Below are 21,225 nucleotides of genomic sequence, written 5' to 3' on the forward strand. Positions count from 1 at the left end.
ATTTAAGGAGATGATATTATGTATAGGATTGGAGAATTTTCTACTTTAGCTAAAACAACAATAAAAACATTAAGATATTATGAAAAAGAAAAGCTTCTAATTCCAGCCTTTGTTGATGATAACGGTTATAGATATTATGAAACAATTCAACTTAAGGATCTGGCTAAGATTATTTCCTTAAGACAAATTGGCTTATCAATTCATGAAATTAAGGAAGTATTAGAGGGAAAATTACTAGAAGATATTTTAATGTCTAGAAAAGAAAAAGTGGAAGAGGAACTAACAAATTGCAAATATCAATTATCCAAAATTAATTATTTATTGGAGGGAAGAGACATGAGTTACGAGGCTATTTTAAAGGAATTACCAGACTACACAGTGTATTATAAGGAAGGGATAATAGAAGACTACAGTAAATTAACAGAGTTTATTTTAAGTAGTGGGAATGAATGTTTAAAAACTAATCCAGATATTAAGTGCATTAAACCAGATTATTGCTATGTTAATTATCTTGATGGAGAATATAAAGAAAAAGACATTAAAATAAGATATGCACAAGCTGTAGAAAAAGAAGGTATACCTAATGAAACAATTAAGTTTATGAAATTAAATAAAGTTGAAGCTGTTTGTATATATCATAAGGGTTCCTATGATTTATTACCTGATGCTTATAGTTTTATAATGAAATATATTGAAGAAAATGGCTATGAAATAGCAGAAAGTTCAAGGGAAAGATATATTGATGGTATTTGGAATAAAGAAAATGTAGATGAATGGCTTACAGAAATACAAGTTCCAGTTAGGAAAAAATAAATCTAAAAAATATATATTTTTAATAAAGGAGCTGCTACTATAGCTCCTTTTTATAATGAAAATACTAAGGCTAAAGAATTTATAATTGTTGATGATTTATTATATGCTTAGGACTTTGTAAAAAGGTATAAATGTTAAACTATATATAACAAATATTTTAGATATTAGAATTAATTTATATAAAAATATTGATTTTCATTATTAATTATACTATAAGTCGTCTTACAATTATGATATAATACATAGTAGTAAATGACTTAGGAGGAAATATTAATGCAGGATGAAAAGTTATGTCCTATTTGTAAAAATCATTGTAGTTTAACTAAACCAAAATGTGGACGTGGTAAAAAATATGCAGAGACAATAGAATTACCAATTAAGTCTAATGATAAAGATAAAAAATCTAAACATATTTATAAATTAAAAGACTATGAAAAATCAAATATTGATGAAAACCTTAGTAAGATGGAGGATAGTGGTTTAATTAAACGTACTGATAGTAAAAAAGATAAAAGAAGCATGGATATTAAGTTAACAAAAGAAGGTAAAAAGGAAGCAGTATTAGCAGGTGCTCAAATGGCAAGTTTACATAGTGAGATGTTTTCTTGTTTGGATATTACTGAAAAAGAGCAATTTCTTTCTATTCTTGAAAAATTAAGTTTAGATTGGGATAGCCGTTACTTAGTAAAGAATTAAATAAATTATATATTTTCCTTTAATGACTTTTATGCATTATAAAAGTCATTAAAAGAAAACAATACGAGGTCTAGAGTGTTATTGGCTCTAGATTTTTTATTTATATAGTAATAGACAACAGATTTATATATAATTATATAATATAGTATAATAAGGGGAGAGAGGTGGGATTATGGTAAAGAACAAAAAAACTATTATCTTAATTGTTTTAATAGGTTGTTTAATCATGGGATTTATAGATGCAGTTATTAGGCCAGATTATCTTGTAAAGTCCTTTATAAAAATTATACTTTTTTCTATAATGCCAATTATATATTCAAGATATGATAAGGAATTAAATTTATCTTCTTTATTTAAGGTAAAAAGTAAGAGAGAAATTATTATTGCACTTTTAGCAGGACTAGCAGTTTTTTTATTTATTTTAGGTGCTTACTTAATTATTGGAAGATTCTTTGATTTCTCAAATGTTACCTCATCTTTATCAGAAAATATAGGTGTGGATAAAGAGAACTTTATTTTAGTTGCAATATATATTTCCTTTGTTAACTCTTTATTAGAGGAGTTCTTTTTTAGAGGCTTTGCATTTTTAAAGTTAAAGGAAGTATCAACTAGGAAATTTGCATATATTTTTAGTGCTTTAGCCTTTGCTTTGTATCATGTTGCTATGATGATAGGCTGGTTTGATATAAGCTTATTTATCCTAACTATAGGTGGATTATTTATTGGAGGATTAATATTTAATTACTTTAATGAAAAATATAAAAATATTTATGTTAGTTGGTTAATACATATGTTTGCAAACTTTGCTATTAATTATATTGGTTTTATGCTGTTTAATATTATTTAAAGGATTGTGTACAATAATAATTTAAAGTAATAATAAACTCCAAGTAGAGAATACCTAGTTTCTACTTGGAGTTTAAATTTAATATAATTATTTTTAGAAATAAAGATTAAGAATTATATCCTTATTCTAAAATCCAATCTACTTTTACTGGTATTAGACTTGTTTCATTTGTTGTTTTATTTCTTATTTTAAATACAAAAGTTCCATTCTTAGTAAATGTATAGTTTTTATTTCCATTATTATTAACAACTTCTAAATTGTCATTAAGTGCAAGAAATACTGTTACTGGATTACTTATTTTACTAGCATTTGTGCTATTGAATAATACAGATACTGTATTTGATTGAGTTCTTTGGCTTATCCATTGTATAGATACAGGAGTTCTACCAATATTTCCAACCTTATCTCTATATTCAAATGCAAAATCAGTATCGCTATTAAATTCTTTAACACCATTTTCAGTATTAATATTTATAAGCTCTTTATCTGTACTTACTAATCTAGCAACTACAGATGTGTTATCTTCTGAAACATCATATTCAACTGTAGCAACAGGTGCAGTCTTATCAATCCAAGTTACTGTAGCTTCAGCAGTCTTTTCAGATCCATCTATACCTTTATATTTAAATGTATGTGTTTTATTTTCAGTAAAGGTATGTGTATTTTCACCAATTATTTCACAACCATCTGCTACTTCAATAGTTGCTGTAACATTTTGGTTTGTAGCTTCTGTATTAGAGTAAGTAATAACAGGCTCTGGTGAATATTTCTTAGTGCTATCTTCAAAGAAGTTAAGCATCTTACCACTAAAGTATTTATTTGTTTCTTCTGAATAATTACCATAAGTACCAGTTGCAACAACCTTAATATATTTAGTTGCTGTAGGCTTGTCTAAGTTTATAGTTTTTGTATCTCCATTATTAGCTAAATTACTAGCACTTCCTGATTTTACCCAAGTTTCTCCATCAAAACTTGTATATATTTCTGCATTCTTTAATCTACCATTAACACCAGCTGGTACATATTCAACTGATGTAATATATTTTATGTCATTTAACTTAACTGTAATAAACTTTTTATCATTGGTTGCATTAAATAAAGTATGCCAAGATGTATTTGCAGTTCCATCAATACTATTTTTTGCTGCATGACTAGTTGAAGTAGATTGTTGAGAGGAATATCCTGCTAAAGTAAGGTTATCTATAGAAACATATTTTCTTGTATCGGTATCTGTATCTTCATTAAAGGTATATTGTCCAATATCACTTTGAAGGTATGTGCCATTTGCTTTATATCTTACTTTAGTTACTTTATAACCTTCAATTCTCATTTCACTTGTATAATCTTGCCAAGTTTCACCGCCATCTAAACTAATTTCTAAGTTATTAGTTTTACCAATTAAACGATTTTCTAAATCGTTCTTATATAAGGAGTTATTATTAGTACTTGCTTGTTTCTTGATATCTATAGTATAAGTATCTTCAGTACCTACTAAGCCAACCACAATATCATTGTTTTCATTTATGCTAGCTATTTCTTCTTCACTTAGGTTGATAATATGATCATTAGTTTCTTTCCAGCTATTTTTACCATCTAAACTATATCTAACTCTTATTTCAGAGTCATCATATTTAGAGTTTATAACAATTTTTTTAGCATTTTCACCATCAAATGAGAAGCTTGCTAATGGAACTGAGTTTTTACCTAATAAGCTATTTGCCATTGTTCTGCAGTGATTACTTTGAATACTTTCTGCTGAAGTAGCCTTAGCAGCTTTATTTAAAGCATTAGTCTTTAATAAATCAAATTGTACAATATGTGATGGCTCTGTTATATTATTTTTAATAAGATTTAAAATGTCTACTAAAGGTAATGGATAATATGTATATGCATCAGTAATTTTCTTAGCAAGTTGTAAGTAATCACTGCTTGTCTTATTATCTTGTGTTTTATAAGTGTTTATTAAGCCAACCATAGAATCCATATTAAAGTTTTGTATTTCTAAAGCTTTATTATATATTTCTTCTTTCTTTTCTAAGTTATCATAACTATCAGCTAATAAGTTTAATTCTAAAGCTTTAACATAGTTATCATAATCATTAAGTGCAGCTTGAGATAATAAAATATAACTTACTTGATAGTAAGAATCCCAATTAGTAGATCCCCATCCTAAAGGAAGACGTTCACCTTTTTCAGATTGTGTATAACCTGAAACATCATTATATATATTCCAATATCCTCTACCTTGATTATCTTGAGAATAAACAAGATATGCTGCATGGCCTGGTTGACCTATAACAGCTGCTGGAATTCCAAATACTTCATTTAAATTAGTACCAGTCTTTGAGATACCTCCACAAACAGCACCTTCTTCGAATACCATCCATAATTTTGAGTGACCAGTAGCACCATAAGTTATGTTTTCTAAATTATATTTATCATTCCATTTGGCTTTATTTTCTTCTGAATAATAAATAGACTTATTGTAATTATAACCAAAAGTATATCTAATATATTGATATGGGTCTAAATTATAAGCACTATTTCCTTTTGGATATTTTCTTGCATGATTATTTAACCATACTATTTCTTCATCATCTATTTGAGCGTCCATTACCCATCTCATTAATTCAACAGGTAGGTTTTTAAACATTTCATTATTATGTAATTTGTTATTTAGATATAAATCCTTATATATTTTATAACGAGTTACTGCATCAGATGTAGGACCTCCTCCAGTCCATAATTTAATGTTTTGAGAGTGACTTATTGCTAAAGATATTATCATTTTCTTATATAAGCTTCCATTAGTAAAATCCTTTAAGTCTTCTTTATAAGCTTTATATAATTTTGATAAAACATTAATTGATTGTAAGTATGAACCTTCTACTTTACCACCTGTAATATATAATTTTAAAGCCTCTTTATCATTAAGGAACCAATTTAAGGCTTCTTTATTATCTTCTGATAATTTATAGAATGATTGTAATGTTTGATATCCTATTCTACTTACAAATGCTCTTTTTAATATTAAGTCTTCATTTTGAGTTAGATTTTCCTCAACACTTTTTTGTTTTAAAATATTATCGTATTCAGAAACCTTTAATATACTTTTTAATTGTTCTGAAGATATATCATAATCTTTTTTTACGATTCTTGCATCACCATAAACTGCATGATCTCTAGCATTATTTCCATTATCATGAGCATATAATTTTAGATATCTAGCATTTGATATATCAATATTTACATAAGCAGCTTCTTTATCAGCAGTTAAAACATCTGTAACGTGAACTTCTGTCCAAGTTACTCCATCAGTAGAAGTTGAAATAGTAAATTTAGCGCCATTTCCACCACCTTTCATAGAATTATCTAATCCTAAATAAGATACGAATCTAGTATATTCACTAGAATAATTAGATAAATCATAAATTAGAGTTGATGTTGCATGAGCTCCCATACCTTTTTCAAATTGTACTATTTCTCCATCTACAACTAATTTAATTTTACTACCATTAGTGTTTGTATCTTTAGTTATTGATTTGTAAGCTGTATTTGACTTAGAAGTATCATATTCTAATTCAGATAAATATAAATAATCTTTATTTTTTTCTACTGAAGTAGTTGAATAAGCGTTATTTAGCTCATCAGCCAATACTTTTTTACTATTACTTGCATAAGGGTTTAAAATCATAGAAACTGCAGTAATACTAGCAAGTAAAAATGATATGGTTTTATTTTTCATAATATTCCTCCTTGTATAAATCTTAAATTTTGTTAACTTATAGGAATATTAATCTTCTCAATTTAAAGAAACATAACAATTTTTTTATAAATGATTACAGAAAATAGAGAAGAACAAGGAACGAAACAAATATTAGATGTTCTCAATGGTATTAAATTAAGTTATGTAAGTTTTATTTAGATATGTAGATTTATAAAAAAATCAATGTATATTTGCTACTGACTAATAAACATTTAAACTTTGGTATAAGTATAAAAATGAGTTTAATTTCTTTGAAAAAGCTAGGAATAGTATTTTTTATTTTATAATAATTTGATTATATGTCATGGTTTCTTAAAGAGGTTTATACCTAAAGAAGTAGCAAGATTTACTAGAGATGATATAATTAAGAATTCATGGCTTAAAGATATATAATATATTTAAATATCTTAATTAACTGCATGAAAAAATATTTTATTATGGTTACTTACTATAGTCAAATATATATAAACTTACATAATTATTAAAGAATGAAAATTTCTAAAATTTATTAAGTCATTGTTTTATATTAGCTTAAAGAATCTTTGATATTCTTTAATATATTAGCTAATATAAATTTTAATTACATAATAAGTTAACATACTTTGAATAAGTTTTCTTGCTTGGTTTATTGGGTTATATATCCTCCTTTCTATAAAGAAATCTAAAGTAGTTTTTATTAATTTATACACAATACATATACTATTTATATAATATACATATCTTATTTATATTAACAAAATGTTAATAAACAATCAATATTTTATGATAAAATTATGTTAACATGGAAAATTATGTGGTGCTTTTTACAATAAAAAGAGTGAAAAATATATAGGGGAGAGATTTATATGCCATTTGAAATAATTCGTAATGATATAACAAAGGTTAAAGTTGATGCAATTGTAAATGCAGCCAATACTTCATTGCTTGGAGGGGGAGGAGTAGATGGAGCAATTCATGCAGCAGCAGGTTCAGAGCTTCTTAAGGAATGTATTACTCTAGGGGGATGTAAGGTTGGAGAAGCAAAGATAACTAAGGGATATAACTTACCAGCTAAATATATAATTCATACTGTAGGTCCAATATGGAGAGGTGGAAATAATAATGAGGAAGAATTACTAAGAAATTGTTATAAAAATTCACTTCAATTAGCTAAAGACTATAAATTAGAAAGCGTAGCATTTCCCTTAATATCAGCAGGGGCATATGGATATCCAAAGGATAAAGCTATAAAGATTGCTATTTCAGTTTTTAGTGAATTTTTATTAAAAAATGATTTAAATATTTATTTAGTTATTTATGATAAAGATACATTATTAATATCTAGTAAGTTAATTTCATCAATAAAGCAGTACATAGATGATAAGTATATAGAAGAACATCCTGATTCAAGAAGAAGATATAGTGAAAATTATATATGCGAAAGTAAATGTGAAGTACAATATGAGGAAATACAATCTATAAGTAATAGAAGCCTTGAAGATTTGATGAATAATATAGATGAGACTTTTTCAGAGATGTTATTACGTTTAATAAATGAAAAGAATATGAATGATGTAGAAGTTTATAAAAGAGCTAATATCGATAGAAGACTTTTTTCTAAAATTAAAAATGATAAAAACTATAAGCCTAGTAAGTCAACTGCAATTGCATTTTCTATAGCCTTAAAGCTAAATTTAGATGAAACAAAAGACTTACTTTTAAAAGCAGGATTTGCCCTATCCCATAGCAGTAAATTCGATATTATTATAGAATACTTCATCGAAAATAAAAACTACGATATATTTGAAATAAACGAAGCCCTATTTGACTTTAACCAAAGTATCTTAGGCTCATAATACTAAATAATTATAAAAATAAAAAAGTGGATATAAGAGTAATCTTACCTCCACTTTTATTTAATTTCCAATAGATTAAAATTACAAATTATACTACTTCTCTTTTAAAATAAAACCATGTTCCATCTACACCTGCTAATTCCCAACCTTCTTTACCAAGTATATTTAATTTTTCAGCGATCTCCTTGTTATATGGGGCCTTATCTGATTTTAATATGCTCTTTAGTTCAATTTGGATTTTTTCTACTTTGTATTCGTACTGTTTCATAATATATCCCTCCAAAATTAAATTTAATTCACCTTAGCTTTTAACTTTTTTAGTCATTTTTGAACCTAGAAACGGAGCAAGTGGAAGTAGACTCGCCTTTAATTTTTGCTATATTGAGATTATTCACCATTAAGAACTCTCTTTAGAGCTGCATCTATAGTATCAGTATCTTCTGGATATTTTATATATAAGAATGATGATTCTGCAACAGCAGCAGCATATGAGGTTTGCACTGATTGTTTAACTTTAGGATCATCAATAGAATCAATATAATCCTGTTGACGCTTTTTAGCTTCTTTAATTATTATATAGTATTCTTCTTCAGTTAAGCCTTGTTTTACCTCTTCATTAGCATTTTGTTGTGTATTTTCTTCAGGTGTATCTTGTGTATCTGATTTTACATCCTCATCTTCTAGTTTGCTTTCTACTGTAGTTTCAACAGAGGGAGATGTGGTTTTGATACTTTCTTCTTGAGAACTTTCAGTGCTGATAACAGCTTGACTTGTACTTGTTTTAGAAGAATTATCTTCCCCTGCTGAATTACTATCATTTCCACATGAAACAAATAATAGAGATAATAACAATACTCCTAATTTCAAAAATAACTTTTTATTCATTTTACATCTCCTAACAAAATACATACTATATATTTTATTACTATTACTAAATATCTTTTAATATTATTATAACACTATTTACCAATTACATTTATATGTATTTTAATGTGAGGCTATGTTTTATTTGAGTTTTGAAAAACACTAATTTTTTTTAAAAAGTTATATTACTTCTATTTTGTGGAATTATATCTCAAATAAATATATAATAAAAATATACATTAATTAGCAATTGTATTAAATTGTGGGTTAGAAATATGAATATTGAGGTGGAAGAATGATTAACTATAAGGAGATTGATTCGTCAATCATTGAAGAAGTAAAAGAATTATATAGAAAAAATTCTTGGAATGCATATTTAAAAAATGACGAGAAGTTAATAAGGGCTTTTAATAATTCACTATACACTGAAGGTGTATTTGATGAAAATAAATTAATAGGAATAATTAGATGTGTTGGTGATGGAGAACATGTATTAATGGTTCAAGATTTGCTTATTGACCCTGAGTATCAGAAACGAGGTATAGGAACATATCTTTTTAAATCTATATTACAAAAATATTCTAAGGTGAGAATGTTTTTGGTTTTAACTGATATTGACGATGTAGTAGATAATAAATTTTATAAAGCATTTAATCTAAAAAAATTAGAAGATAAGAATATTATAGGCTATATTAGATAAACTAAAAATTCTTAGATAGATTTTAATTTAATGATTAGATTTATATTAACAATCTTAAACTACTGCGAATTAAAAGTTGATAAATTAATTTTATCAACTTTTATGCTTTCCATAAATATAAAAGGATATAAATATTGTATGACGGTGACTTGGAGCTTGCTACGGAACAAGGAATACAATATTTATATCATTTTAAAAGTGTCGCTTTTGGGGCGACCAAAGTTCTTTTAGAACATGCTATCCTTAAATCATAAAAGGTGATTGGAGGAAAAGGGTATGAAAAATAATTTAACAGAATTAGTATTTATTTTAGACAGAAGTGGATCAATGTGTGGACTTGAAAAGGACACTATAGGTGGCTTTAATTCAATGCTTGAAAAACAAAAGAAAGAAGAGGGACAAGCTATTATAACAACTGTATTATTTGATAATAAGTATGAGTTATTGCATGATAGAATTAATATTAAAGGAATATCTCCTATAACAGAAAAAGAGTATTATGTTAGAGGTACAACTGCATTATTAGATGCTGTAGGAAGAACTATAGAAAAGATAGAAAATGCTCATAAACATACTTTAGAAGCTGAAAGACCAAGTAAAGTTTTATTTGTAATAACTACAGATGGTATGGAAAATTCAAGTACAAGATATAATTATGAAAAAATAAAGAGGATGATAGAAGATAAGAAAAAAGAATTTGGATGGGAGTTTATTTTTCTAGGAGCAAATATTGATGCTGTAAAAGCAGCAGAAAGCATAGGAATATCAGAGGATAGAGCAACTAATTACAACTGTGATAGTGAAGGAACTAAGCTTAATTATGAAGTAATAAGTGAAACTGTAAGTTCTATAAGAGCTAATAAGGCTATAAATAAAAATTGGAAAGATAAAATAGATAAAGATTATAAAAAACGTGGTGCAAAAAGGTAAAACTTAAGGCTAAAGTACTTGATAAAATTAATGAAATAGACATTAATTTTATCAAGTAAAATATTATTCTAACTCGTAAACATCATTTTCTCCTGTATAACCACAGATACCCATACGTGGAGAATTAGTTATTTTTATAAATAAAGTTTCTTCAACTTCATCATCAGATAAATTTTTTATACAATCATCGCATAATAGTTGATAATCTGAATATTCGTAGTCAGTTAGAAAATATGTAGCATCTTTTTCACATTTTTCACAAATAAATTCTTTTTTATTATTTCTAGCTAGTAAAGAGATATCTTCCAATGAATTAATTCCAGTATATTTGTCTACAACTTTGATTTTTAATGTAGTAGTACTTCCAAAATCATATTCATGAGTAAAAGTGGAGCCTTTTTCTATAACATCAATAAGTTTAAAACTACTCATTTCTTCATTAACATCAAAATCATCAAAAAGGTATATATCCTCATCACTAAGAACTTTATCGTAAATAGTATTATCAATTTTAAAAGAACTTAGGTGGCCACAACATTCAAGCCAAATATTTCTTAAAAAATCATCTAATGCATCTAAAGTTGTGGTAGCTTTTACTTGCAAATAAAGCCAATAATTTTTATCATAAATATCTTCTACTCTAAGTAAAAAGTATTTTGTTTTTCCATTACCAAGATTATTACAGCTTAATAAATGCTTAACCATGCCTGATTTAGTAAACTCTTTTCTACATAAATAGCATTTTCCTTTATTTTTTGAAGATACCATAAATTTACCTCACTTTCTGTATATAGTTTATATATCATAAGATAATATCTTATATTTTTATTATAATCATTTACTAAAGAGTAGAAAATAGTTTGGTAAATAATAAATCATTTTTTAATCATAAATATAGTTATTATAAAGTTTATATTAAAGTTAATAAAAAAAAGTGTAAAATACATACTAATTTATACAAATACAAAATATTTTATATGCTATATAATCATTAAAAAAAATGTAATTGTTTACTAAATTTCTAATATTAATAATTAGGTGCAAAATTCAATAGGGCTTTTATTATCAAATAACGCATATTTAAATATTAAAAAATAAATTATATAAGTTAATTGCTTATTAATTTAAATATAATAAAGGGGATGAGATAATATGAAAAAAAAGGGGATTTATAAAGGTTTAGCTACACTGCTATCTATTTGCATTGGGTTAACTGTAGGTTTTCCTTTAAATGCCACTAAGGTACAAGCTGCTGAAAATTTAGTAGTACAGCCATCAAATGCAGTTTCATTATCAAGGAATGGAAACATATATACTTTTGGTAATGATTTAATTAAAAGGTCATTTAGTGTTGCAGACGGTAAATTAAAAACTGAAAATATTACAAACTATCGTACAAATGGAAGTGATACTGTATTTACACCTAATACAGGTAGTGAAGAATTTGTTATTAATACTTTAGACAATGGAAATACAGGAGAAAGTTATATTCGACCAACACAAAAATTAGTTAATAATGGATGGGCTATTGAATCTGATAGTGTTGCAACAAATGAAGGTACTAATGGAAGTGCTGCTAAAATGTTTGATGGTAATAATAATACATACTATCACTCAAAATATGTTAATGCTTCGGAAAATGAACTTAAATATCCACATAATATTTATGTTGATTTAAAAGAAGTAAAAAATATTAAGTCTATAAGATATCAACAAAGAGTAGATGCTAATGGTAATCCTACTGTAAGTGGACATGTTAAATCTTTCAAAATATATGCAGCTGATACTATGGAAAACTTAAGAAGGGCTACCACACCTGCTTACACTGGAACATTTCAAGATATTAAAGAAAACTATATAAACCTAGATGGAGACGGAGTTACAACACAATTTATAAGAATAGAATTTACTGAAGGATATGATCCTAGTGATATTAATGTAAATAAAAATGTAGCATGTTGTTCTGAGTTTGACTTCTATGAAGATAAAACTGTTAATTTAGGAACAACATTCACTAAAATAACTAGTAATGCTTTATATCTAAAGGGAGAACCTATAGAAAAAGATATAGAAAACGGAAAAACTCTAACTTTTCAATTTAAGCCAGTAACTGTTCGTGGAGTAGAATATACAATTAACGAAGTTATTACAATGTATCATGGAGAATCTTTTATGCGTAAGCATTTAGAGATTTCTGTGCCAGAAGGAAAGGCAGATAAAGCTAAAATTGATTATATTGATTTAGAAAATATGAATATAAATAGTACAGATTTAAAAGCTAATGAATATTGGACAATTCCAGAGCAAAGCAATAATGCATGGATGGCAGGCATGAAGGGAGATTACCTTGAGCTTGGACAACCTTTTTATTTAAGTGCTATGTATTTTGGATGTGAATTTCCACAAACTGAAAATAAAATTAGAAACAACAATGGATTTATTCGTTATCATTATGGTAAGTCTTTAGAAAAAGATACAAAATTTGAATATAATGATAACAATGTAGCAGGAAAAATGACAACTTGGCCAGCAATCCTAGGAGCTGCAAGAAGTAAAGAGTATAATGTTGTACAAAGTGATTTTTACGAATACATTGAAACTATTGCAGTAGAAACAAAGTTCCGTCAACAATATAATTCATGGTTTGATCATATGAAGGATATTTCAGCACAAAATATTAAGCAAAGCTTCTATGAAGTAGAAAAAGGTTTTACTCAACATGGAGTTAATCCTTTAGATTCTTATGTAGTAGATGATGGATGGGTAAATTATAGCTCTTTCTGGGGTTTTAACAATAAATTCCCAAATCAATTATATGATTCTAGTTTACAAGTAGAACAATTAGGCTCTAATTTTGGTTTATGGCTTGGACCTCGTGGAGGATATGGAACTCAAACAACTATTGCCAATTGGATAGCTAATAATAATTTAGGTTCTGTAAATGCTCAATCAGGAAATGATATTAATATTTCAGATGCCAGATATGTAAATAAATTATTAAATGATGTATTTTTAAATTATCAAGATAAATTTAATATTAACTATTGGAAGCTTGATGGAATGTTATTAAATCCATCCACACAAGCATCCGAGTACTATGTAACAGGAAAGCCAGAATATACAATTACAGAAACTTATGAACGTTGGACAGATATGTATGAAAAAATGCGTCAGCAAAGAGGCGGAAAAGACTTATGGATTAACATGACTTCTTATGTAAATCCTAGTCCATGGTATCTACAATGGGTAAATAGTGTTTGGATGCAAAATACAGCTGACGTAGATTTTACAAAGAAATATAATTCTACGGATGAGCAACAAATGCTTACTTACAGAGATAATTCTTATTATGAATTTGTAAAAGAACGTCAATGGCAATTACCATTTAAATATTTCTATAATCATGATCCTGTTTATGGAAATAGAACACATGAAGGAAAAAATAGAAGTGCAATTAGCTTTACAGATAGTGAATTAAGAGAATATCTGTATATGTTAGGAACTAGAGGAACAGCATTCTGGGAATATTACTATAGTTATAATATGTTTAATGATAATAAATGGGATATTAATGCAGAAGCTGCAAATTGGATTGAAGATAATTTTGATATATTACAAAAATCAAAAATGATTGGTGGAAAGCCAAACAATGGATATATTTATGGATATTCATGCTGGAATAATAATGAAGGTATTGTTTCTTTAAGAAATCCATCAGATGTAGAAAAAACAATTACTATAACTTATGATAGGTTAATTGGTGTTAATGAAGGAACAGATAACTTATATGGGAAAGTAGTTATTGGAGATATAAACAAATATCAAAATAATGATATTATGAAATATGGAAAACAAGTTACTTACACATTACAACCAAAAGAAACATTAATTATGCAATATGGAGCAAAAGATACACAAAGTGCTACTATAGATTCAGTACATGCAACTGGGAAAGTATTAGAAGTTGAATTTAATGAAACAATTCGTACTCCTGAAAACAATACTATTTCTGTAGAAGGTAATTCAGTTGAAAGTATGCTTCTTAAAGAAGATTTAAGAACAGTTAAGGTTACATTAGCAAATGAAATTCCAGATACAAGTAACTTTAAAGTTATAGTAAATGGAATAAAAGATATTGCTGGTAATGTAACAAATACAGAAGCTATAGATGATTATTATAAAAATGGTTTTGTTACAAGCATTGTTAATAAGAATCTAGATGGTACTGCTATTAATAAGGGAAGAAATTATTCTATTGATGGAAAAGAAGGATTCTCTATTGCAGGAATAATTAAGACAGATTCTAAAAATGCACAAATAGTACGTCAAGAAGGAAGTTATGTAGTATCTATAGATAATGAAGGTTACTTAAACTTCTCATTAAATGGAGTAACTGTAAATTCTAAATATACTGAGAAAACAATTGTTAATGGTGAAGTAAATGAAAGTGTAAAGGGATTAATTGCAGATAATAAGGAACATCAATTTGCAGCAGTAAAAGAAGTTAATGGAATGCTTAAGCTTTATATTGATGGAAAACTTGTTGCTTCAAAATATGATAAAACAAAAGCAAATCCAGTTATATCTAAGAATAATGTTATATTTGGAGAAGGATTAACTGGTTATGCAAATTATGTAACTGTTTTAGATAAGGCACTAGCATTTGATGAAGTAAAAGACTTAGCTCCTAGCTATGAAAACATAGTAGCAAGAAGTAATAATTCTAATGTTGCAGTAAGTGCATATGATGTAACAAAATCACAAGTAGTTGCAGAAAAAACTGATAGACCTTTCAGTTATTTAAATGATGGAAATAAGAGTTATACATCAAATTATATGGAGCTTACTGATACAGCTGATAGAGCACGTCATTCAAGATATGTTCAAATTGATTTAGGGGCAGAATATGAAATAGATAAATTAAATATGATTCGTTATGTTGATGGAAGAACTTATGGACCAACAGTAATTGCACTTAGCAATGATGTAAATTTTGCTACTAAAAATATAGTATACAATTCAGATACAACTGGAACTGTACACAACCTTGGAGTAGGAACTGATACATTATATGTAGAAACTGCAGCTGGTAAAGATATTAAATTAAGCAATCCAGTTAAAGCTAGATATATACGTATATATGTAAATGGAAATCAAAATGGTGCTACATCTGATCATATAGTAGAGTTTGAGGCATACGCAAAGAACACTGCAAAGGTAAATTCTTTTTATCGTAATGAATAAAAAATAAAACAATAAATTAAATATATAAAATCCTCCTATTGATAAACTTATAAAAAGTTTAGCTTTAGGGGGATTATTTTTCTAGGAGCAAATATTGATGCTTTTCACAGAAAAAATCTTTTTAAAAATGATATCTTCAGGTTAATGTGTAAATAATATGCGGTGGAATTGAAGCAGAATTACTTTTGTGATAAGATAAATTTGTTATTATTACAATAAATTTACATAAAGGGGTAAGCTATGAATAAAAAGAAAAGTGAAGAACAAGAAAAAAAAGAAGACTTAATTGTTAGAATAATTGCTGGAGTTATTATTTTATGTAGTGTAATAGGATTTTCTTACATTTATAGAGATAAAATAGGTGAAATAGCAATAGAGATAGTAAATAAAATGCCAAAAATTAAATTTACGTATAATACTAGAGGTAAAATTAATGAATTTTTAAATAAGAGAGAAGGAAAAACTTTAAATAGTGAGTTTAGTGAAAAGATAAAGTCAGGAAATTTATCAACAGATTATAGTGTTGAACAAGCTATAAGTGATATAGAAACTCTAGGGCTAAATACAATAAATCTACCAGTTGTTATTAATATTGATGATATAACATCAAGTGATGTAAGTATAGATCAAAATAGTTTAGAAAGAGCGAAGATTTTATTGAAAAAGCTTAAAGGTAAGAAGATAAATATTATATTAGAACCATATCCATGGATTGCAAATGGAAGTGCTTATGAAACTGAGCTTAACCCAAGTAATAAAGAAGAGTTTTTTACTAATTGGAAGAATAACGCTATTAAGCCTTTAATAGATGAAATTGCTATTCCTTATAGAGTAGACGCACTTAACATAGCAACAGGTTTTAATTATTTAGAAGATATGGAAGAAGAATTTTGTGATTTAATTGATTTCTCCAGAAATTACTATAAAGGGTTAATAACATACAGGACAAGCTTTTGGACAACAGCTAATTGGAAGGATGAAGCTACTAAAAAGCAAGTTGATGAATTAAATGAAAAGTATAATAATAAATTAAATAATGAAATATTTTCTAAGGTAGATTTTATTTCTATTTCTTCTTATTTTGAGCTAACTGATAATGACACTAACACAGTGGAAAATCTTGTTAGTGCTTTAAGTTTATCACAAAGATATAAAAGAGAACAAAATATTAAGGAGCAAGTTAAGAATTTTTATGATAAATGGAATAAGCCAATTTTCTTAGGAGAATTAGGATTTCCAAGAACAACTAAAGCAGCTGTAGAACCTTGGAATCCTTATTTATCTAAAGAAGTAAACCCACAGGAACAAGCTAACTGCTTTGAAGCATATAGAAGGGTTTATGAATCAGAACCATGGTTTTTAGGATTTTCTATTTTTGCAGTAGGAAATAAAGACGAAGATAAAATGTATTATCCAAGTGAAGAAACTGTTGAAGTTATAAGAAATTGGTTTAATTCAGAAGATAAATAGTTCAAACTAAATAATGATTATATTTTTATTGAAAAAAATTTTATAATAGTAGTGTAAAAACTTTACACTAACATGTGTTTTGGGGAGGATTATTTATTAAAAAACAATACAAACTAACAATAACAAACAATCACTATTAATATTTATTATATATAGGTTTTATGGTAATATTATATTAATGTAGAAAATAATATTATATGTTTTATTTATTAAAGCATTACATAAATTAATACTATATAACAATATTATGGGGGATTATATGAGAAAAGAGAAAAGAAAGTTTAAGTGGCCAAAATACATTTCAATGATCTTTATTATGATTATTATGTATATTTTCGGGACTTTACTTGGCCAATATATACAAGCTATAAAAGCTAGTGGAAGTGGAGCCTTAAGTATTTTATTTGAGATAATTATTTTGATGTTTTGTATTTATGTAGCAATTATTATTCAGATTGCTATTCATGAAGGTGGACATTTGATTGGTGGGCTTTTAAGTGGATATAAGTTTTCTTCATTCAGAATTTTTAATTTTATGTGGATAAAAGAAAATGGTAAGCTAAAATTAAAGAAGCTTTCTTTGGCAGGCACAGGTGGACAATGTTTGATGCTTCCACCAGAATTTAAAGATGGAAAAATTCCATATAAACTTTATAATTTAGGTGGATTAATAATGAATATTATTGCTTCATATATATTTTTAGGATTTTATCTATTATGGACAAATATTAGGATCGTATCTATTTTTTTACTGATGCTTTCAATCGTTGGAATTATTTTTGCCATTATTAATGGTGTACCAATGCAATTTGGTACTATAGACAATGATGGGTATAATGCATTATCCTTAGGGAAAAATAGTTCTGCTTTAAAAGCCTTTTGGGTACAAATGAAAGTAAATGGATTGCTTTCAAAAGGGGTAAGATTAAAAAATATGCCTGCTAATTTATTTTTAAAGCCAAAAGATGAAGAATTGAATAATAGTATTATTGCTTCAAAGGCTGTGTTTGTTTGTAACTATTTAATGGATAAACATAAATTTGATGAAGCAGAGAAGGAAATACATAGGCTTCTTGGAATGGATACAGCAATGGTTGGAATGCACAGAAATCTTATGATATGTGATGAAATTTATTGTAAAGCTATATCTGGAAATAGCAAAGAAGAAATAGATTCATTACTAAATAAGCAGCAAAAGAAATTTATGCAATCTATGAAAAAGTTTCCTTCTGTTTTACGTACTGAATATGTTTATGCCCTCCTTGTTGAACAGGATAAGAATAAGGCTGAGAAAATTAAAAATAAATTTAAGGAAATTAGCTCTACATATCCTTATGAAAGTGAGATTGAAAGTGAATACGAGCTAATGGAGATTGCTAATAATAAAGTAAAAGCATAATAAAAAGAAAAAGACATTCATTAAGAGGGAAAATATGTTTGAATTAATTAATAAATTAGATATAAATATCTTGCATTTTATTAGGAATAATTTTTCAAATCTATTTATGGATAAGCTTATGGTGATTATAACTAGTTTGGGAGATAAAGGATTTATATGGATAGTAATAGGATTAATATTATTAACTGTAAAGAAGTATAGAAAGGTTGGATTTATTTTACTAATAGCTTTATTAATAACATCATTATTAGGTGAAGGAATAGTTAAAAATATAATACAAAGGCCAAGAGCTTTTATAACATATCCAGATATAAGTATAATAATAAATCCACCATCATCATTTTCATTTCCATCTGGACATACTGCATCATCTTTTGCAGCAGCTACAGTATTAGGATATTACTTTAAAAAGTGGAATTATTTATTTTATTTTTTAGCAGCTTTAATTGCTTTTTCAAGGTTATATCTTTTTGTTCATTATCCATCAGATATATTAGTTGGAATAATACTTGGAGTTGCATGTAGTTTACTAACTATTAAAGTTATGGATAAAAGTAAAAATGAAAGACTATTAACTAATTAGTATAATATTTATAGAATAGTTAAGATATTTTGGGATCTTAACTATTTTTTTAATATATTTATTATTTATGTAATAAAAATTAGTTATTGGAGAAAAAGACAAAAAAGTAATTTGATGCAATAAATTTAAAGAAGAATAATACAAATAATATTTGTGTATTAATAGAAGGAACATTATAAATCTAATAATCACAAATAATACCATAAAAAAGGGTTTTGTAAATATCTTGTAAAAATGTTATGATAATAATATATATAAAGTATTTAGCTTTAGCAGAAATGAGGTAATTATTATGGAAAGAAGTAGTGGAATATTAATGCATATTTCATCATTGCCTGGAAAGTATGGAATAGGTACTTTCGGAAAACAAGCCTTTTCATTTATAGATTTCTTAAAGAAAAGTGGACAAAAATATTGGCAGATATTACCGCTTGGACAAACTGGATATGGGGATTCACCATATCAATGTTTTTCAGCTTTTGCTGGTAATCCGTATTTTATAGATTTGGAATTATTAGAAGAAGAAGGCTTACTAAACAAAGGTGATTATGAAAATTTAGATTATGGGAGTAAAGAAGAAGCTGTTGAATATGAAAAATTATTTATAAATAAAAATAAAGTTCTTAGAATTGCTTATGAGAAGTCAAAAGGAAAGTATAAAAAAGAATTGAAGAAATTTATAGATGAAAATAATATTTGGATAGAAGATTATGCTTTATATATGGCAGTTAAGAATCATTTTAATTTAGTTAGCTGGCATAATTGGGATGATGATATTAGGCTTAGAAAAAAAGAAGCTATAAATCATTATAAAAGATTACTTTCAGATGAAATTAACTATTGGATCTTTATTCAATATCTTTTCTTTAAACAATGGAATAACTTGAAAAAATATGCTAATGAAAATGGAGTAAATATAATAGGAGATATACCAATATATGTGGCTGAAGATAGTGCTGATATTTGGAGTAATCCTAAATACTTTAATGTAGATGATGATATGAAACCAATAACAGTAGCAGGATGTCCTCCAGATACATTTTCAGCAACAGGACAATTATGGGGTAATCCTATTTATAATTGGGATACTCTTGAAGAAGATGGCTATGAGTGGTGGATAAATAGAGTTAAAGAAAGTTTTAAATTATATGATGTGGTTAGAATAGATCATTTCAGAGGCTTTGAAGCATATTGGGAAGTTCCATATGGAGATAAAACAGCAGAAAATGGTCAATGGACAAAGGGGCCAGGAACTAAATTATTCAAGGCAATAAAAGATAAGCTTGGAGAGGTGAAAATTATTGCTGAAGATTTGGGAATGATGACAGAGGAAGTAATAAAACTTAGAGATTATACTGGTTTTCCAGGGATGAAAATATTAGAGTTTGGTTTTGGTGGAGAAGATAGCGAGGATTTACCTCACAATTATCCAGTAAATTGTGTAGCTTATACAGGGACTCATGATAACGATACAGTATGTGGTTGGTATAATTCAACAGGAAGTACAGCAGAAATTGAGAAGGCTAAGAAGTATCTTAATTTAACATACGAAGAAGGTATAGCTAGAGGTTTAATAAGAGGAGTATGGGCTAGTACAGCATATTTAGCAGTTACTACTATGCAAGATTTTTTAGGGCTTGGAAAAGAGGCTAGAATGAATTTCCCGTCAACACTAGGAGGAAACTGGATATGGAGAGCCAAAGAAAGTGATATTAACGATAAATTAGCAAAAGAAATTTATGATTTAACTAAGTTATATAATAGATGTTAGATATATAAAATAATCTCCTATAAGGGTGTTATGCCATAATATAAAATAAATAATGAAAATGTAGAATTATTAATATACTTTGGATTAAAGTATCTAAAATAATAGTTTTACATTTTTTTTTGTTTAAATTATTAAAAAAAAATGTTGATAAAATATTCACAAAACTTAAAAATACTTTTAAAATATATATTAAATTACAGTATTATGAAAATTTAATTAATTCTAATTTTTCTATAAATAATTAATTAGGACCTTTTAAGTTTTAAATCATACTTTAATTTAGTTACATTATTTATTTTATTGAAGG

At 26.8% G+C, this 21,225-nt stretch carries 15 protein-coding genes; 11 read left to right on the plus strand and 4 right to left on the minus strand.

All coding sequences use genetic code 11. The features are described from left to right. Positions 1–18 precede the first annotated feature (18 nt). The 3 genes from ACQRD5_RS04400 (at position 19) to ACQRD5_RS04410 (ending at position 2,356) form a co-directional block, all read left to right on the plus strand. Entirely contained in the window at positions 19–813 is a 795-nt protein-coding gene (locus tag ACQRD5_RS04400; RefSeq protein WP_427746526.1) for a MerR family transcriptional regulator, read from the plus strand. 273 nt (positions 814–1,086) lie between these two features. Continuing rightward, on the plus strand, positions 1,087–1,509 hold the full coding sequence (locus ACQRD5_RS04405; protein ID WP_308780118.1) for a MarR family winged helix-turn-helix transcriptional regulator: 423 nt from the start codon (positions 1,087–1,089) through the stop codon (positions 1,507–1,509). A gap of 172 nt (positions 1,510–1,681) precedes the next feature. Further along, positions 1,682–2,356, plus strand: a complete 675-nt coding sequence (locus tag ACQRD5_RS04410; protein ID WP_427746527.1) for a CPBP family intramembrane glutamic endopeptidase — start codon at positions 1,682–1,684, stop codon at positions 2,354–2,356. A gap of 121 nt (positions 2,357–2,477) precedes the next feature. Here ACQRD5_RS04410 and ACQRD5_RS04415 read toward each other — a convergent pair whose 3' ends face one another. Further along, positions 2,478–6,101: an NPCBM/NEW2 domain-containing protein gene (locus ACQRD5_RS04415; RefSeq protein ID WP_427746528.1), complete on the minus strand. Its 3,624-nt coding sequence runs from the start codon at positions 6,099–6,101 to the stop codon at positions 2,478–2,480. An 866-nt stretch (positions 6,102–6,967) separates the two neighbouring features. Here ACQRD5_RS04415 and ACQRD5_RS04420 point away from each other — a divergent pair. Continuing rightward, positions 6,968–7,957, plus strand: coding sequence for an O-acetyl-ADP-ribose deacetylase (locus ACQRD5_RS04420; RefSeq protein ID WP_291627589.1), 990 nt, complete (start codon positions 6,968–6,970; stop codon positions 7,955–7,957). 88 nt (positions 7,958–8,045) lie between these two features. On the opposite strand, the gene ACQRD5_RS04425 is transcribed toward ACQRD5_RS04420, so the two are convergent. Further along, a complete protein-coding gene (locus ACQRD5_RS04425; protein ID WP_291627591.1) occupies positions 8,046–8,225 on the minus strand; it encodes a hypothetical protein in 180 nt (59 codons plus the stop codon). A 119-nt stretch (positions 8,226–8,344) separates the two neighbouring features. Continuing rightward, on the minus strand, positions 8,345–8,842 hold the full coding sequence (locus ACQRD5_RS04430) for a hypothetical protein (protein WP_291627593.1): 498 nt from the start codon (positions 8,840–8,842) through the stop codon (positions 8,345–8,347). A gap of 274 nt (positions 8,843–9,116) precedes the next feature. Between ACQRD5_RS04430 and ACQRD5_RS04435 the strand changes: the two genes are divergently transcribed. Both ACQRD5_RS04435 and ACQRD5_RS04440 read left to right on the plus strand, forming a co-directional pair. Further along, entirely contained in the window at positions 9,117–9,521 is a 405-nt protein-coding gene (locus tag ACQRD5_RS04435) for a GNAT family N-acetyltransferase (protein WP_291627595.1), read from the plus strand. 276 nt (positions 9,522–9,797) lie between these two features. Beyond that, positions 9,798–10,451: a vWA domain-containing protein gene (locus ACQRD5_RS04440; protein WP_291627596.1), complete on the plus strand. Its 654-nt coding sequence runs from the start codon at positions 9,798–9,800 to the stop codon at positions 10,449–10,451. Between the two features lie 63 nt (positions 10,452–10,514). Here the strand turns inward: ACQRD5_RS04440 and ACQRD5_RS04445 are convergent, their stop codons facing one another. Next, positions 10,515–11,219, minus strand: a complete 705-nt coding sequence (locus ACQRD5_RS04445) for an IS1096 element passenger TnpR family protein (RefSeq protein ID WP_291627598.1) — start codon at positions 11,217–11,219, stop codon at positions 10,515–10,517. A gap of 384 nt (positions 11,220–11,603) precedes the next feature. Between ACQRD5_RS04445 and ACQRD5_RS04450 the strand changes: the two genes are divergently transcribed. The 5 genes from ACQRD5_RS04450 to malQ all read left to right on the plus strand — a co-directional run bounded on the left by ACQRD5_RS04450 (position 11,604) and on the right by malQ (position 20,918). After that, positions 11,604–15,695, plus strand: a complete 4,092-nt coding sequence (locus ACQRD5_RS04450) for a discoidin domain-containing protein (RefSeq protein WP_427746529.1) — start codon at positions 11,604–11,606, stop codon at positions 15,693–15,695. Positions 15,696–16,085: 390 nt separating this feature from the next. After that, complete coding sequence (locus ACQRD5_RS04455) at positions 16,086–17,165, plus strand: glycoside hydrolase family 113 (protein WP_427746537.1); 1,080 nt, start codon at positions 16,086–16,088, stop codon at positions 17,163–17,165. A gap of 259 nt (positions 17,166–17,424) precedes the next feature. Beyond that, a complete protein-coding gene (locus ACQRD5_RS04460) occupies positions 17,425–18,564 on the plus strand; it encodes a hypothetical protein (protein WP_291627603.1) in 1,140 nt (379 codons plus the stop codon). A 34-nt stretch (positions 18,565–18,598) separates the two neighbouring features. Continuing rightward, a complete protein-coding gene (locus ACQRD5_RS04465; protein ID WP_291627605.1) occupies positions 18,599–19,147 on the plus strand; it encodes a phosphatase PAP2 family protein in 549 nt (182 codons plus the stop codon). Positions 19,148–19,439: 292 nt separating this feature from the next. Next, positions 19,440–20,918 (plus strand): 4-alpha-glucanotransferase, encoded by a 1,479-nt coding sequence (malQ, locus tag ACQRD5_RS04470; protein WP_427746530.1) that lies wholly within the window; start codon positions 19,440–19,442, stop codon positions 20,916–20,918. Positions 20,919–21,225 lie beyond the last annotated feature (307 nt).

The organism is Clostridium sp. SGI.024 (genome assembly GCF_050315195.1).
Classification (GTDB): domain Bacteria; phylum Bacillota; class Clostridia; order Clostridiales; family Clostridiaceae; genus Clostridium.